This window comes from Sphingomonas sp. (genome assembly GCF_017745215.1).
GTDB lineage: Bacteria > Pseudomonadota > Alphaproteobacteria > Sphingomonadales > Sphingomonadaceae > Sphingomonas.
This window is the reverse complement of record NZ_JAGHZV010000017.1, coordinates 86066-100154: the sequence shown is the minus strand read 5'-3', so window position 1 is coordinate 100154 and position 14089 is coordinate 86066. Positions and strand designations below refer to the sequence as shown.

Genomic DNA, 14089 nt, shown 5'->3' with positions numbered 1-14089 from the left:
TATTTGTAACGGCGTGCGGTCGCAGCCTCCTCGGTCCCTCCCGCGAAAGCGCGGGAGAGCCAGAGAAGATCAATTCGCCGCCGGCAGCCTGAGCCGCACCATCAGCCCGCCAAGGTCCTCGCTCTCCTCGAGCCCGACGGTGCCGTCGTAGATCTCGGCCACGTCGCGGACGATCGCGAGGCCGAGGCCGGTGCCGGGCTTGCCGGTGTCGAGCCGGACACCGCGGTCGAAGATGCGGTTGCGGTCCGCCTCGGGGATGCCGCGGCCGTCGTCCTCGACCATGATCTCGACGAAGCCGGCCTGGCGCTTGACCGTCACGAACACGCTGCCGCCGCCATATTTGGCCGCGTTCTCGACGAGGTTGCCGACGATCTCGTCGAGGTCCTGCTTCTCGATGTGCGCCATCGCTTCCTTGTCGCCGTCGATGTCGATGCGGACGGCGGGGTAGAGCCGGGCGACCGCGCGCTCGACCGCTTCGATCGAGGGCCAGACCGGCGCGCGGCTGTGCGCGGTGCCGCGGCGGCCGACCGCGCGCGCGCGCGCGAGGTGGTGGTCCATCTGGCGGCGCATCGTCCGTGCCTCGCGGATGACGGTATCGGGCAGGTCGTCCTGCCCGGCGGCGGCGGCGTTCATGATCACGCTGAGCGGCGTCTTGATCGCATGCGCGAGGTTGCCGGCGTGGCGGCGCGCTTCCTCGGCCTGGCGGTCGTTGTGGGTGATGAGCGCGTTGAGCTCCTCGACCATCGGCGCGACGTCGGCGGGCATCGCGCCTTCGATATGCTTGGCCTTGCCCGCGCGCAGCCGCGCGATCTCGCTCCGCACCTTGCGCAAGGGCCTGAGGCCATACCAGGCCTGGAGCGCGGCCATGGCGACGAGGCCGACGCCCAGGGCGACGAAGCTCCAGATCAGCGTCTGGCGGAACTCGGCGATCTGCTGGTCGAGTTCGGCGCGCGACTGGGCGATCTGGAAGCGCCACAGCACCGGCGAGCGCGGCAGCCGCACGTCCTGCTCGATCACGCGGAGATGGTCGTCCTTGAACTCGTCCGAATCGTAGAAATGCGGCTTCATGTCGCTGTGGCGGTGGTCGGCCTTGAGCTTGAGGTCGAGCCACAGCGACTGCGAGGTGAAGGGCGGATAGCCCTTGCCGGTGACCTGCCAATAGGCGCCCGAATAGGGCTCGAGGAAGCGCTGGTCGGCGAAGGCGTTCTCGAGCATCACCTCGCCGTCGGGCCCGACATTGGCGTAGAGCAGCATCTTCTTCATGAGATATTCGAGCTGGTCGTCGAACCCGCGGGTGAGCGCGTTGGTGACGACGCGGTCGAGCGTGAAGCCGCCGACCAGCAGCAGCAGCATGATCCACGCCGTGGCGATGACGAGCATGCGCCGGCTGACGGAGCCGGTGACGCGCACATAGGCGCGTGCCGGCGGGTCGGCGGGATCGGGCGGGGCCGACTCGGCCGGGGACTCGCCGGCGCCCGGCTCGGGGAACCGGCGGAGCTTGCGCGCGAGCCTGCCGAAGGAGGTTCCCAGCGGCCGCATCAGGCGACCCCGGCGGGCTCCTCGAGGCTGTAGCCGAGGCCCCGGATGGTGGTGATGACGTCGGGCCCGAGCTTCTTGCGGATGCGCGTGACGAAGACTTCGATCGTGTTCGAATCGCGGTCGAAGTCCTGGTCGTAGATATGCTCGATCAGCTCGGTGCGGCTGACCACCTTGCCCTTGTGGTGGAGCAGGTAGCTGAGCAGCTTGTATTCCTGCGCGGTGAGCTTCACCGGCTCGCCGTCCTTGGTGACCTTGCCCGAGCGCGTGTCGAGGCGGATGTCGCCGGCGATCAGCTCGGCCGAGGCATTGCCCGAGGCGCGGCGGATCAGCGCGCGCAGGCGAGCGATCAGCTCCTCGGTCTGGAACGGCTTGGCGACATAATCGTCGGCGCCGGCATCGAGCCCGGCGACCTTGTCCGACCAGCTGTCGCGCGCCGTCAGCACCAGCACCGGCATCACCCGGCCTTCCTTGCGCCAGCGGTCGAGCACGGTCAGCCCGTCGATCTCGGGCAGGCCGAGGTCGAGGATGACCGCGTCATATTGCTCGTTGGCACCGAGATAATGGCCTTCCTCGCCGTCGCGGGCGAGGTCGACGGCATAGCCCGCGCCTTCGAGCGCATTGCGGAGCTGGTTGCCGAGGTTGGGTTCGTCTTCGACGATCAAGAGACGCATTGGCTGTTTTCCCTCTCGCGCGCGGGTGAGCGCGGTCTCACTTCGTTGCCCGCCCTAGTTCCCCGAACGCCGGAGGACCCTGCCGGTGCGGGCGTCAACATCCACCCAGATCACCGATCCATTGCGCAGGAATTTGAGCGTGTAAATGTTCGTGGCCGGATCATAGAGAAAGCCGAGGTAGGTCGCATCGCCCATCAGCGGCTTGACGCGCTCGACGATCTCGCGCGCCGACAGATTGTCCTGGTTGCGCTGGACCGAGGCGCGGACGAACTGCATCTCCTGGAAGCGGCCGTGCGGACCGGGCGCGGCCACGGGGCTCGCCACGGCGGGAGACGCCGCTGCGGCCAGCGCGAGGCTCAATCCAAGGTTCGCCAGCATTGCCATGGCGTCTCGCATAGGGGCCGGGCATTGAATAGCCCCTGAACGCGGCTGTTAGCTCAGTGTAACCTGGGGGGCACACCTGCCGTGACTTCAGTCCTGTCGATGTTCCACTCCACCGTCACCCCGGCCTTGTGCCGGGGCCCACCCGGAGGCGAGGGCTGGAGTAGAGATCGGCGTTCGGCCGGCGAGGATGAGTGGGCCCCGGCGCAAGGCCGGGGTGACGGTTTGGGGGAAGGCGGAAAGCCTGTATCGAACCGCTTGCCTGCCGCGCCTCGCACCGCCATCTAGCCGCCCGACATGGCTGCACCCATTTTATCGTACGAGGGCCTCGGGCTCATCCAGGGCTCGGGCTGGCTGTTCCGCGGGCTCGACCTCTATATCGGCGAGCGCGACCGGCTCGCGCTGATCGGGCGCAACGGCGCGGGCAAGACCACCTTGCTCAAGCTGATCGCCGGGCAGATCGATTCGGACGAGGGGCGGCGGACGATCGTGCCCGGCACGCGCGTCGTGCTGCTCGAGCAGGAGCCGGACCTGCGCAGCCACGCGACGCTGATGGACTATGTCCTCGCCGGCGACGATGCGCCGCCGCGGCACGAGGCCGAATCGATCGCAGGGCAGCTGGGGATCGACCTCTCGCGCTCGGCCTCGACCGCGAGCGGCGGCGAGCGTCGCCGCGCGGCAATTGCCAGGGCGCTGGCGCAGAACCCCGACGTGCTGCTGCTCGACGAGCCGACCAACCACCTCGACATCGCTGCGATCGACTGGCTCGAGAGCTGGCTCGGCCGCTTCACCGGCGCCTTCGTGGTGATCAGCCACGACCGCACCTTCCTGACGCGCCTCACCAAGTCGACCTTCTGGCTCGACCGCGGGACGATCCGCCGCGCCGAGATCGGCTTCGGCGGGTTCGAGGCGTGGACCGACCAGGTCTATGCCGAGGAAGCGCGCAACGCCGCGCGGCTGGATGCCAAGCTCAAGATCGAGGAGCATTGGCTCCAGCGCGGGGTGACGGGGCGGCGGCGGCGCAACCAGGGGCGGCTGGCCAAGCTCAAGGAGATGCGCGCCGAGCGCGCGGCGATGCAGGGGCCGCAGGGCGCCGCGGCGCTCGCGACGGGCACCGACGACGTGCGGACCAAGACCGTCATCGACGCGAAACACGTCACCAAGCGCTATGGCGACCGCACGATCATCAAGGACCTGACGCTGCGTGTCACGCGCGGCGACCGGATCGGGATCGTCGGCCCGAACGGTGCGGGCAAGTCGACGCTGCTCAAGCTGCTCACCGGCGAGCTCCAGCCCGACGAAGGCGAAGTGAAGCTGGCCAAGACGCTCGACGGCGTGATCATCGACCAGCAGCGCAGTCTCATGGACCCGGCCAAGACCGTGCGCGACGTGCTCGCCGATGGGGGTGAATGGATCGACGTGCTGGGCACGCAGAAGCACATCCAGGGCTATCTCAAGGAGTTCCTGTTCGAGCCCGGGCTGGCCGATGCCAAGATCGCCAGCCTCTCGGGCGGCGAGCGCTCGCGGCTGCTGCTCGCGCGCGAGTTCGCGCGGCGGAGCAACCTGCTGGTGCTCGACGAGCCGACCAACGACCTCGACCTCGAGACGCTCGACCTGCTCCAGGAAGTGATCGCCGACTATGAAGGCACGGTGCTGATCGTGAGCCACGATCGCGACTTTCTCGATCGCACGGTGACGGTGACCTTGGGGCTCGACGGATCGGGGACGGTCGACGTCGTGGTCGGCGGCTATGCCGATTGGGAAGCCAAGCGGCGGCCGCGCGCGGAGGCGAGGAAGCCGGCGGCGAAGGCGGCGCCCGCGGTGGAGGTCGCCAGGCCCAGGTCGGCCAAGCTCAGCTACAAGGACCAGCGCGACTACGACCTGCTCCCCAAGCGGATCGAGGAGCTCGACGCGGCGATCGCGCGCGACGAAGCGGCGATGGCCGACCCGGCGCTGTACAGCCGCGATCCGGGCAAGTTCGACACGCTCGGCAAGGCGATCGCCAGGGCGCGCGCCGAGAAGGACGCGGCGGAGGAGCGCTGGCTCGAGCTGGCGGAGATGGTCGAGGGGTTAGGATAACTAACCCTCTCCCCCGAGGGGAGAGGGTTTTAGAGGGCCTTCCCGTTTCGCCCCGCGAGGTCGACGACATATTGCCATGCCACACGGCCCGAGCGGCTGCCGCGGCGCGTTGCCCAGTTGATCGCCTCGGCTGGGTCGAAGGCGAGGCCGTGCGCCTCGGCATAATGGCCGACGATCGCGACATAGGTGTCCTGGTCGATCGCGTGGAAGCCGAGGCTGAGCCCGAAACGGTCGGCGAGCGCGAGGCTGTCGTCGATCGAGTCGCGAGGGTTGATGGCGCTCGACTGTTCGGCGATGTCGCGCGGGATCAAATGGCGGCGGTTCGACGTGACGATCAGCCGCGCGTTGGCCGGCCGCGCCTCGGCGCCGCCCTCGAGCAGCGAGCGCAGCGCGCGGCCGTCGGCAGCGGCGTCGAAGCCGAGGTCGTCGAGGAAGATCGCGTAGGCGCGCGGCGCTCTGGCGATCGTGGCGAACAGCTCGGGCAGCGTGTCGAGGTGGGTGGTGACCGCCTCGACCAGCGCGATGTTGCCGCCGCGCGCCTGGATCTCGGCGACGCTCGCCTTGACCAGCGCCGACTTGCCGGTGCCGCGCGCGCCCCAGAGCAGGACGTCCTGCGCGGCATGGCCGGCGGCGAGGCGATCGAGGTTGCCGACGAGCGCGTCGCGCTGCGTGTCGACGCCGTGGAGCATCGCGAGCGGCAGCGGCTTGAACGCGCGCGCCGCGGCCAGCGCGCCGTCACGCCAGACATAGGCGGGGTGCGTGTGCGGATCGGCCGCGGCGGGCGGCGGCGGCGCGAGGCGTTCGAGCGCGGCGGCGATGCGGGCGAGAGCGTCTTCGGTCATCGCGCGCGGCTATAGGCAATGCGCGCGCGCAAGGGGAGACCGTCTTCGCCGCAAAGGCGGTCGATCCCGATCCGCCGCATGGCAGTGCCTCAGATCGCCAGCCGCACCGTCAGCCGGATGTCGCGGCCCGCCAGCGGAGCGAAGTCCTTCAGATAGCTCGAGTGCCGCCGCGCATCGACGTCGAAGAGGTTGTTCGCGCTCAGCGTGAAGCTCGTGCGGTTGCCGTTGAACGGCGTCAGCGCGACCGAGGCGTTGACCATCGTATAGCCGTCGGTCGGCGTCTCGAAGGCGGCGAGGCGGTGCTGGTCGAAGACGTGCTCGACTTCCAGCCGGCCGTTGACCTTGTCGCTCTGCGCCTCGATCCCGCCGAGCACGCGCAGCGGCGGGATGCGCGGCGCCGGGCCGACGCCGCTGATCTCGGCATGGACATAATCGCCGAGGCCGTCGACGTTGATCGTCGTGCCGCCGATCTCGGCGACCTTGGCCGAGAGGTCGAGCTCGGCGCCGTAATAGCGCGCATCGGCCTGGAGGTTCTGGAAGCAGGGCAGGTCGACGTCACGCCCGCTCGGCGCCGCCGCGGCCTCGCACACCGATTGCGAAACCTGGGCGTCGTAGATGAAGTTCGAGAACCAGTTGTAATAGACCGAGCCGTCGAGGTTGAAGACGTCGCTGTGGCCGTGGAGCGTCGCTTCGACGCCCCAGCTCTTCTCGACGCGGAAGTCGGGGTTGCCGAGCACGTAGGATTCGGTGCCCGCGTGCGGCCCGTTGGCGAACAGCTCCTCGGCCGAAGGCGCGCGCGCGGTGCGCGACAGGTTCACGCCGATCCGCCAGCCGTCGGCGATGCCGTAGGAAGCGCCGAGCGAGCCCGACAGCGTCTGGAAGTCGCGCTTGCCGCCGAAGAAGCGCAGGTCGCCGTCGAGCGTCTTCGCGTCGAGCGACGTGGTCTCGTAGCGCAGCCCGCCCTCGGCCTTGAGTCCGCCGAAGTCGAACTGCTGGAGCGTGAAGAAGCCGGTCTGCACCGTCTCGTTGCGCGGCAGGAAGGCCTCGTCGCCGACGACGTTGAAGTTGCGGTCGAAGAACTGCACCCCGCTCGCGCCCGACCAGCCGCCGCGCTTGGCCTGGACCAGCTCGACGCGGCCTTCGAGGCCGTTGTTGTAGAAGGCGGTGCCGATCGCGCCGTCTTCCTCGAGCTCATAGTGGCGATAGTCGGCCGCCGCTGCGCGCAGGCGAATCTGCTTGAGGATGCCGTCGCCGGTGTCGACCTCCGCGCGGAGATCATAGCGGTTCTGGACCACGTCGAGCCGCGGCGCTTCCTGCTCCTGCCCGCTCTCGGTCGCATAGCGGATCGGCACGCCGTAGAGGCTGTCGTAATGGCTGTAGGAGACGCCGATGTTGCCGCCGTCGGTGATCAGCGCGGCGCCGACGCCCGCGGTCCAGGTCTCGCCGCCGCTGTTGGGCAACTTGTCCTTGAGCGCGGCGGCGGCGGCGAAGTCGGGATCGTCGGGCAAGGTCGGGCCGGCGGCGGCCGCGAGCGCCGCGGCGCGTGCGCTCGGCGTCAGCACATAGCCGCCGACATGGAGGTCGTCGGACTTGGTGTAGGACGCATCGGCATGGACGACGAAGTGGCTGCCCACCGCGGCGTCGCCCGCGCCCGCCACCGAACGCTCGTTCGCTGCCGAGCCATAGGTCGCGATCCCGTCGAGCCGATAGCCCTTCTCGGGCACCGAGCGCGGAATGCGCCGGTCGATCACATTGACCACGCCGCCCACTGCCGACGAGCCGAACAGCAGCGCCGAGGGGCCGCGCAGCACTTCGATCCGCTCGGCGAGCAGCGGATCGATGATCACCGCATGGTCGGCCGAGGTGTTCGACACGTCGATCGAGCCGATCCCGTCGGAGAGCACGCGGATGCGATCGCCCTGGAAGCCGCGCAGGATCGGGCGCGAGGCATTGGGGCCGAACGAGGTGGCGGACACGCCCGGCTGGTGCTCCAGCGTCTCGCCTATCGTCGGCTTGAGGTCGCGGGTCAGCTCCTCGCCGCTCACCACCGAGGTGCCGGCAAGCACGTCCTGCTCGCTGTGCTCGATCGGCGCGGTGACGATGATCTCATTGCCCTGGTTGGCCTGCTGGCCATTGTCGTCGCTCGCGGAATCGGCCGGCGCGGTCGCCGCGGCAGGCGGATTGGGCGGCGTGTCGTCGGCATGCGCGGGCGTGGCGAGAACGGCGGCGGCGCTGGCAAGCAACAGGCTGCGGAGCATCGAGGATCCTTGTGATTCGGTTTTGGCGACTATGCTGCGCTGCGGTACCGGGGATGATATAAAGTATCAAGTCCGTTTGATCCCGGCGACGCATCGGCTGGCCGTAGCTGGGACGAAGTGGAGCGCCACGGGGACGGAAAGAATCAAACTACCGTATGGCTTCGCGCCGCGCGGCGAGCCGCTATGCTGGGGCGAGGTTTCGAATCCCCAGGAGAGTCATGAACGTCGCCACTGCCACCGCCCCGTCGGTCATCGACACGCGCCGCGCGCAGATGTTCCCCGTGCTCACCGCGGGGGAGATCGACCGCGTCCGCCGCTTCGCCGAGCCCCAGCGCTACGCCAAGGGCAAGATGCTGTTCCGCACCGGGCAGAAGGGGCTGGGGATCAGCGTGATCCTGGACGGCGCGGTGAACGTGACCCAGCACAATGCCGGCCGCGCGCCCGAGCTGATCGTAACGCACGGCCCCGGCGCCTTCCTCGGCGAGCTCGCCCAGCTCTCCGATCGGCCGTCGCTGGTCGACGCCGAGGCGGCGAGCGACGTCGACGCGCTCGTCGTCTCGCCCGATCGCCTCCGCGCGCTGCTGATCGCCGAGGCGGATCTCGGCGAGCGGATCATGCGCGCGCTGATCCTGCGCCGCGTCGGGCTGATCGAGGTCGGCGGCGGGGGCCCGGTGATCGTCGGCCGGGCCGACGACGCCTATGTCGTCCAGCTCGAGAATTTCCTCGCGCGCAACGGCCATCCCCACGTCCGCCTCGACCCCGGCTCGGACGGCTGCGCGCAGACGCTGATCGACCGCTTCCACGTCGAGCTCGAGGACCTGCCGATCGTGCTCTGCCCCAATGGCGAGCTGCTCCGCCGTCCGCCCGAGAATGCGCTGGCGCGCTGCCTCGGGATGGTCTCGGCGATCGACCCGGACAGGGTCTATGACGCGATCATCGTCGGTGCCGGCCCCGCCGGGCTCGCCGCCTCGGTGTACGCGGGGTCGGAGGGGCTGAGCGTGCTCACGCTCGATTGCCGCGCCTTCGGCGGCCAGGCGGGCGCCTCGGCGCGGATCGAGAATTTCCTCGGCTTTCCCACCGGCATCTCGGGACTGGCGCTGACCGCGCGCGCCTTCACCCAGGCGCAGAAGTTCGGGGTCGAGATGGCGATCCCCGACGAGGCCGGCAGCCTCGACCTCCACGAGGGCGAGCCGCATCGCCACGTCGTGGTGCTGGCCAATGGCGAGCGCGCCGCCGCCCGCGCGATCGTGATCGCCACGGGCGCGCGCTACCGCCGGCTCGAAGTGCCCGGGATCGAGGCCTATGAAGGCTCGCACGTCCATTTCTGGGCCTCGCCGGTCGAGGGGCGGCTGTGCTCGGGCCAGCATGTCATGCTCGTCGGCGGCGGCAATTCGGCGGGGCAGGCGGCGGTTTTCCTGGCAGGGAAAGTCGCCAAGGTGACGATGGTCGTCCGCCGGCCGCTGGCCGACACCATGTCGCGCTACCTCATCGACCGGATCAAGTCGCAGCCCAACATCGAGCTGATCGAAGGCGCGGCGCCGGTGGGTGTCGAGGGGAGCGAAGGCTCGCTCACCGCCGTGGTGTGCCGCTGCAGCGACGGCGAGAAGGCGGTGCCGGCGCGCCACCTGTTCCTGTTCATCGGCGCCGAGCCCAACAGCGACTGGCTCGACGGCACCGGCATCGCGCTCGACCAGCGCGGCTTCATCCGCACCGGCGGCGAAGCGTCGCACGGCCGCCTGCCGCTCGAGACCAATGTCCGCGGCATCTTCGCGATCGGCGACGTCCGCTCCGAATCGGTCAAGCGCGTCGCCGCGGCGGCGGGCGACGGGGCGCAGGTGGTGGCGTCGATCCACCAGCATCTGGCGGGCCAGTGATCAGCCGCCGAGGTGGCGCTCCGCATCCTGCCTGAGGTGCAGGACGCGCACGATCTCCAGCAGGCTGCCGTGGTCGCGGAAGTAGATCATGTGCGAGCCGGTCGAGAGCTTCAGATAGCCGGGCCGCACGTCGGCGAGCCGTCCCCGCCGTCGCCCCGCTGCCGCCGCCTCGCAGGCGTCGCGGATTGCATCGGTGTAGCGGTCGGCCTGGTCCGGTCCCCAGGTCGCCGCGCTGTAATCCCAGATGGCCTCGATGTCGGCCGCCGCGGCAGGCGTGAAGGCGAGCGCCTTCATCCGCCCTCATGCTCGGCGCGCTTGCGGGCCTTGAACGCCTCGAAGTCGAAGGCCTGCGGCTCGCCGGACTGCTCCCCGGCGACCAGCGCGTCCTGCAGCGCCTTCACCCTCGCCTCGTGCGCTTCGAGGAGCCGAAGTCCTGCCCGCACGACATCGCTGGCCGAACCGTAGCGCCCCGTCTGCACCTGCTCGCTGATGAAGCCGGTAAAGTGATCGCCGATCGTCACTGAGGTGTTGCGCGCCATCGCCGTCGTTCCCGTCTGGTGGGGCCGGCTTGTACCAAATAGTATTACACGTCTCAAGCGCGAGGCAGGCCGCGGAAGCGAATGCCGGTCCCGGAAACTGGTGGGCTCGCCGGGATTCGAACCCGGGACCTACAGATTAAAAGTCCGTTGCTCTACCGACTGAGCTACGAGCCCGCACCAGTGCCCGGCCCCCTAGGCGCGGGGAGGCCGCGGGTCAACGCCGTCGGGCGCGCCGCAGCCGCGCGGCGAGCTGGCGGATGCTCAGCCCGGTCAGCGGGTCGCGCCACTCGGGCGCCACCGCCAGCAGCGGCTCGAGCACGAAGCCGCGCTCGCGAAACGCCGGGTGCGGGACGACCAGGCCCTCGCCGTGCCACGGCCCCCCGGACCAGAGGATGATGTCGAGGTCGAGCACCCTCGCGCCCCAGCGCACCCCACGCCGCCGGCCGAAGTCGCGCTCGATCGCCTTCAGCCGGCGGAGCAGCGCGGGCGGCGCCTCGTCGCTCTCGACCAGCGCCGCGGCATTGGCGAAGCGGCGGTTCGACGGTCCCAGCGGCGGCGTGCGCAGGATCGGCGACACCGCGACCACGCCGGCCAGCGCCGCGATCGCCGCCGCGATCGTCCGCTCGGGCGAGCCGTGGCGCGAGCGCAGGTTCGATCCCAGCGCGATGAGATAGCTCGGGCGAGGCACGCCCGAGCGCCTAGCCCGCGCGCCCGGCATCGCCAAGCCCGGCGCAATCTTCATCGTTTCGCAGCTGACCCTCTTGCAGGGGCGCGCCGGGCGGCGCATGTTCGTCGCCAAGCGATTGAGATTGGGAGAGATTGGGTGCGTCTGATGCGTTCGGGATCGGTGCTCGCCTTTGCGGCGATGCTTTCGGCATGCGGCGGCGGCGCGGGGTCGATTTCGACCGGCGGCGGCAGCAGCGCGGGCGGTGGCACCCCCACGCCGACGCCCACCACCGCGGGCTGTACGCTGCGCGACCGTCAGAACTGGGCCTTCGCCCAGCTCAAGGAATGGTATCTCTTCCCCGAGACGCTGCCCGCCAGCCTCGATCCCTCGCCCTACACGACGGTGCAGGACTATATCGACGCGCTCACCGCCACCGCGCGCGCGCAGCACAAGGACCGCTATTTCACCTACATCACCTCGATCGCCGAGGAGAACGCCTATTATTCCTCGGGTTCGAGCGCCGGCTTCGGCATCCGGCTGAGCTACGACACCGCCGCGCGCCGCGTCTTCGTGATGGAGAGCTTCGAGGGCGCACCCGCCCTGACCGCCGGGATCGACCGCGGCGCCGAGATCCTCGCGATCGGCACCAGCGCGGCGGACATGCAGACGGTCACCTCGCTGATGGCCTCGGGCGGATCGGACGCGGTGGTGGCCGCGCTCGGCCCCAGCACCGCAGGCACCGCGCGGCGGCTGCGCATCTCGGACAGCGCCGGCGTGCGCGAAGTCACCGTCACCAAGGCCGACTACAGCCTCGATCCCGTCTCCTCGCGCTACGGCGCCAAGGTGATCGACGACGGCGGACATAAGGTGGGCTATGTCAACCTGCGCACCTTCATCACCACCGCCGATCCGGCGTTGCGCAGCGCCTTCGCCACCTTCAAGGCGCAGGGCATCACCGACGTGATCGTCGACCTGCGCTACAATGGCGGCGGGCTCATCTCGATCGCCGAGCTGTTCGGCGACCTGATGGGCGCGAACCGATCCGCCTCGGACGTGTTCGACTACACCACCTTCCGCGCCGAAAAGTCGTCGAGCAACACCGTCGGCTATTTCGCGCCGCAGTCGCAATCGATCGCGCCGACGCGGATCGCCTTCATCGGCACGAGCGGCACCGCTTCGGCGAGCGAGCTCGTGATCAACGGCTTCGTGCCCTACCTCCACGCCAATGCCGCGCTGGTGGGCACCAACACCTATGGCAAGCCGGTCGGCCAGATCGCGATCGACAAGAGCGCGTGCGACGACCGCCTGCGCCTCATCGCCTTCCGCGTCGAGAACCGCGACCATGTCGGCGACTATTACGACGGGCTCGCGACCAAGATGGAGAAGACCTGCTCGGCGGGCGACGATTATCACTATCAGCTCGGCGACCCCAACGAGGCCTCGGTCAAGGTCGCGCTCGACTTCCTCGGCGGGCGGACCTGCTCGGCGATCGCTTCGGGCGATGCCAGCACGCTGGCGCTGCGCACGACGAGCCGGCCCGAGCCGCTGATGCCGGCGCGGCCGACGACCGCGCAGCGCGAAGCGCCGGGGATGTTCTGAGCCTGGACGGTCTGAAGGGAACGCGGCCATGGCCGAGATCATCCGCGGCGCGGTCCATCACGTCGACCTCAACGTCACCGACCTCGAGGCGTCGCGCCGCGTCTACGGGCTGGTGCTCGAATTCCTCGGCTACACGCTGGTCACCACCGACGGCCGCTACGAATGGGACCTGCGTGGACAGGAGGGGCGCGGCGCCTCGATAGGCCTCCGTCCGTGCGATCCGGCGCAGGTGGGACATCGCCACCGCCGCTACGCCCCCGGCCTCCACCACCTCGCCTGGCGCGCGGAGAGCCGCGCCGACGTCGACCGCCTCCATGCGCTGCTCGTCGAGCACAAGGTGCCCGTCCTCGACCCGCCGGCGCATTATCCCGACTATTCCGGCGACTATTATGCGGTGTTCTTCGAGGACCCCGACGGGATGAAGCTCGAGGTCGTCCACGCGCCGGGGTGGATCTAGCCTGCCCGCATCGCCTCCAGCCGGGCGTGGACGGGATCGAGCCAGGTCGCTGCGGCGAGCACCGCTTCGCCGGCTTCGCGGCGCTTGGCTTCGGCGTCGGCCTGGAAGGTCGCGTTCGGCGCCTTGGCATCGCGCGAGGCGGCTGTCCGCATCCGGGCGATCATGCCGCCATCCGGGGTGACGCCGAAGTGCGGCAGGATGCGCGTGGCCATCGCATCCGGCAGCTCGGGATAGGCGACGAGCATCCCGCCGCCGAGCCCCCAACCCTGGAGCACGGCCTCGCTGGTGCGCGCGAGGACGCGGGCGATATAGTCGGCGTCGGGGAGCGTCTCGCCTTCGGGCCCGATGCCGAACAGCTGCGGCGGGAGCACCCCGGGCGCGGTCTGCGCGCCGCGCATCCGCATCTGCGAGACGAGCACCTCGACCGGTTCGCGGTAGAGATAGATCCACGGCGTTTCGGGAAAGGCGGCGCGGAACAACGGCAGCGCGAGCGTGTGCCACGAATCGAGCTTGAGGAAGAGCCGGCCCGCCGGATCGCGGCCCTGGGCGAGCGCCGCAACCATCGCCTGGACGAGGCGGACCTGGGTGGCGCCATCGGGCCAGCCGATCAGCAGCGGCAGCTGGACGATCGTGTCGAGCGGCGCGGGCTCGGAGAGGACGCGGTTTTCGGGGCAGGCGGCGAGCATCTGCGCAGTCAGCGTCGAGCCGCAGCGCGACATGTGGAAGATGAGGCCGTCGGGCGCGGGCGGATCGGCGGGCGCGCCGGCGAGGAACACGTCGAGCGCGGTGCGATAGGGGAAGAGCCGGTTGAGCTGGTGGCCGCGCACCTTGATGATCGCATCGGCGTAGAAGGGGCGGCGGAGCAGGTCCTCGCCGAAATAGGCCCAGTCGACCGCCATCGCTTCGATCGCGAAATGGACCGGCAGCCAGCCCGCGGGCGGCCAGCCCGGCTGGAGCGGCACCTCGCCGAGCGGATGGCCGGCGAGCGCGGGTGCGGGCAGGTCGGCGAGCTCGGCCGCGTCGATCGCGATGCCTCGGCTTACCGCCCAGCTGCTCGCCGCGGCGGCGAATTCCTCGGGTTCGCGCAAAGCGAACAGGTCGCGCGTGGCGTGCGGATCGGCGAGCAGCGCGGCGCGGAACCGTTCGCGGGGGGAATCGGCCACGGGAAGCTCGAGCGGCATGG

General features: G+C 69.9%; 13 protein-coding genes and 1 tRNA gene. 4 read left to right on the top strand and 10 right to left on the bottom strand.

Going from position 1 to position 14089, the window contains the following annotated elements; all coding sequences use genetic code 11:
* Positions 1-69: 69 nt before the first annotated feature.
* The 3 genes from J7495_RS16150 to J7495_RS16140 form a co-directional block, all read right to left on the bottom strand.
* Positions 70-1380: a HAMP domain-containing sensor histidine kinase gene (locus J7495_RS16150; protein WP_294057826.1), complete on the bottom strand. Its 1311-nt coding sequence runs from the start codon at positions 1378-1380 to the stop codon at positions 70-72.
* A 158-nt stretch (positions 1381-1538) separates the two neighbouring features.
* Positions 1539-2210 carry a response regulator transcription factor gene (locus J7495_RS16145; RefSeq protein ID WP_294057779.1) on the bottom strand — a complete coding sequence of 224 codons (672 nt, stop codon included), beginning with the start codon at positions 2208-2210 and terminating at the stop codon, positions 1539-1541.
* A gap of 54 nt (positions 2211-2264) precedes the next feature.
* The gene (locus tag J7495_RS16140; protein ID WP_294057778.1) at positions 2265-2534 is read right to left on the bottom strand and encodes a PepSY domain-containing protein; all 270 of its coding nucleotides are present in this window, start codon (positions 2532-2534) and stop codon (positions 2265-2267) included.
* Between the two features lie 354 nt (positions 2535-2888).
* On the opposite strand from J7495_RS16140, the gene J7495_RS16135 reads away from it, so the two are divergent.
* Positions 2889-4670 (top strand): ATP-binding cassette domain-containing protein, encoded by a 1782-nt coding sequence (locus tag J7495_RS16135; protein ID WP_294057776.1) that lies wholly within the window; start codon positions 2889-2891, stop codon positions 4668-4670.
* A 29-nt stretch (positions 4671-4699) separates the two neighbouring features.
* On the opposite strand, the gene J7495_RS16130 is transcribed toward J7495_RS16135, so the two are convergent.
* Complete coding sequence (locus J7495_RS16130) at positions 4700-5512, bottom strand: ATP-binding protein (protein WP_294057775.1); 813 nt, start codon at positions 5510-5512, stop codon at positions 4700-4702.
* A gap of 89 nt (positions 5513-5601) precedes the next feature.
* Positions 5602-7770, bottom strand: coding sequence for a TonB-dependent receptor (locus J7495_RS16125; protein WP_294057774.1), 2169 nt, complete (start codon positions 7768-7770; stop codon positions 5602-5604).
* Between the two features lie 218 nt (positions 7771-7988).
* Between J7495_RS16125 and J7495_RS16120 the strand changes: the two genes are divergently transcribed.
* Positions 7989-9644, top strand: a complete 1656-nt coding sequence (locus tag J7495_RS16120; protein ID WP_294057772.1) for an FAD-dependent oxidoreductase — start codon at positions 7989-7991, stop codon at positions 9642-9644.
* Here J7495_RS16120 and J7495_RS16115 read toward each other — a convergent pair whose 3' ends face one another.
* The 4 genes from J7495_RS16115 to folK form a co-directional block, all read right to left on the bottom strand.
* Positions 9645-9938 (bottom strand): type II toxin-antitoxin system RelE/ParE family toxin, encoded by a 294-nt coding sequence (locus J7495_RS16115; RefSeq protein ID WP_294057770.1) that lies wholly within the window; start codon positions 9936-9938, stop codon positions 9645-9647. It lies immediately after the preceding gene.
* Positions 9935-10183 carry a type II toxin-antitoxin system ParD family antitoxin gene (locus tag J7495_RS16110; RefSeq protein ID WP_294057769.1) on the bottom strand — a complete coding sequence of 83 codons (249 nt, stop codon included), beginning with the start codon at positions 10181-10183 and terminating at the stop codon, positions 9935-9937. Before J7495_RS16110 ends, J7495_RS16115 begins: the two co-directional genes overlap by 4 nt.
* Positions 10184-10281: 98 nt before the next feature.
* Positions 10282-10357 (bottom strand) — tRNA-Lys (locus J7495_RS16105).
* A 40-nt stretch (positions 10358-10397) separates the two neighbouring features.
* Positions 10398-10901 (bottom strand): 2-amino-4-hydroxy-6-hydroxymethyldihydropteridine diphosphokinase, encoded by a 504-nt coding sequence (folK, locus tag J7495_RS16100; protein WP_294057824.1) that lies wholly within the window; start codon positions 10899-10901, stop codon positions 10398-10400.
* 114 nt (positions 10902-11015) lie between these two features.
* On the opposite strand from folK, the gene J7495_RS16095 reads away from it, so the two are divergent.
* Both J7495_RS16095 and J7495_RS16090 read left to right on the top strand, forming a co-directional pair.
* Positions 11016-12449: a S41 family peptidase gene (locus J7495_RS16095; protein ID WP_294057768.1), complete on the top strand. Its 1434-nt coding sequence runs from the start codon at positions 11016-11018 to the stop codon at positions 12447-12449.
* 28 nt (positions 12450-12477) lie between these two features.
* Positions 12478-12906: a VOC family protein gene (locus J7495_RS16090; RefSeq protein ID WP_294057767.1), complete on the top strand. Its 429-nt coding sequence runs from the start codon at positions 12478-12480 to the stop codon at positions 12904-12906.
* On the opposite strand, the gene J7495_RS16085 is transcribed toward J7495_RS16090, so the two are convergent.
* Positions 12903-14087 (bottom strand): hypothetical protein, encoded by a 1185-nt coding sequence (locus J7495_RS16085; RefSeq protein WP_294057765.1) that lies wholly within the window; start codon positions 14085-14087, stop codon positions 12903-12905. The genes J7495_RS16090 and J7495_RS16085 overlap by 4 nt on opposite strands.
* Positions 14088-14089: the final 2 nt, after the last annotated feature.

What these genes read in the sequence shown, in the direction of transcription:
- J7495_RS16150 (WP_294057826.1), bottom strand. Translation starts at nt 1,380, where the DNA reads ATGCTCGTCATCGCCACGGCGTGGATCATGCTGCTGCTGCTGGTCGGC.
- J7495_RS16145 (WP_294057779.1), bottom strand. Translation starts at nt 2,210, where the DNA reads ATGCGTCTCTTGATCGTCGAAGACGAACCCAACCTCGGCAACCAGCTC.
- J7495_RS16135 (WP_294057776.1), top strand. Translation starts at nt 2,889, where the DNA reads ATGGCTGCACCCATTTTATCGTACGAGGGCCTCGGGCTCATCCAGGGC.
- J7495_RS16130 (WP_294057775.1), bottom strand. Translation starts at nt 5,512, where the DNA reads ATGACCGAAGACGCTCTCGCCCGCATCGCCGCCGCGCTCGAACGCCTC.
- J7495_RS16125 (WP_294057774.1), bottom strand. Translation starts at nt 7,770, where the DNA reads ATGCTCCGCAGCCTGTTGCTTGCCAGCGCCGCCGCCGTTCTCGCCACG.
- J7495_RS16120 (WP_294057772.1), top strand. Translation starts at nt 7,989, where the DNA reads ATGAACGTCGCCACTGCCACCGCCCCGTCGGTCATCGACACGCGCCGC.
- J7495_RS16115 (WP_294057770.1), bottom strand. Translation starts at nt 9,938, where the DNA reads ATGAAGGCGCTCGCCTTCACGCCTGCCGCGGCGGCCGACATCGAGGCC.
- J7495_RS16110 (WP_294057769.1), bottom strand. Translation starts at nt 10,183, where the DNA reads ATGGCGCGCAACACCTCAGTGACGATCGGCGATCACTTTACCGGCTTC.
- folK (WP_294057824.1), bottom strand. Translation starts at nt 10,901, where the DNA reads ATGCCGGGCGCGCGGGCTAGGCGCTCGGGCGTGCCTCGCCCGAGCTAT.
- J7495_RS16095 (WP_294057768.1), top strand. Translation starts at nt 11,016, where the DNA reads ATGCGTTCGGGATCGGTGCTCGCCTTTGCGGCGATGCTTTCGGCATGC.
- J7495_RS16090 (WP_294057767.1), top strand. Translation starts at nt 12,478, where the DNA reads ATGGCCGAGATCATCCGCGGCGCGGTCCATCACGTCGACCTCAACGTC.
- J7495_RS16085 (WP_294057765.1), bottom strand. Translation starts at nt 14,087, where the DNA reads ATGCCGCTCGAGCTTCCCGTGGCCGATTCCCCCCGCGAACGGTTCCGC.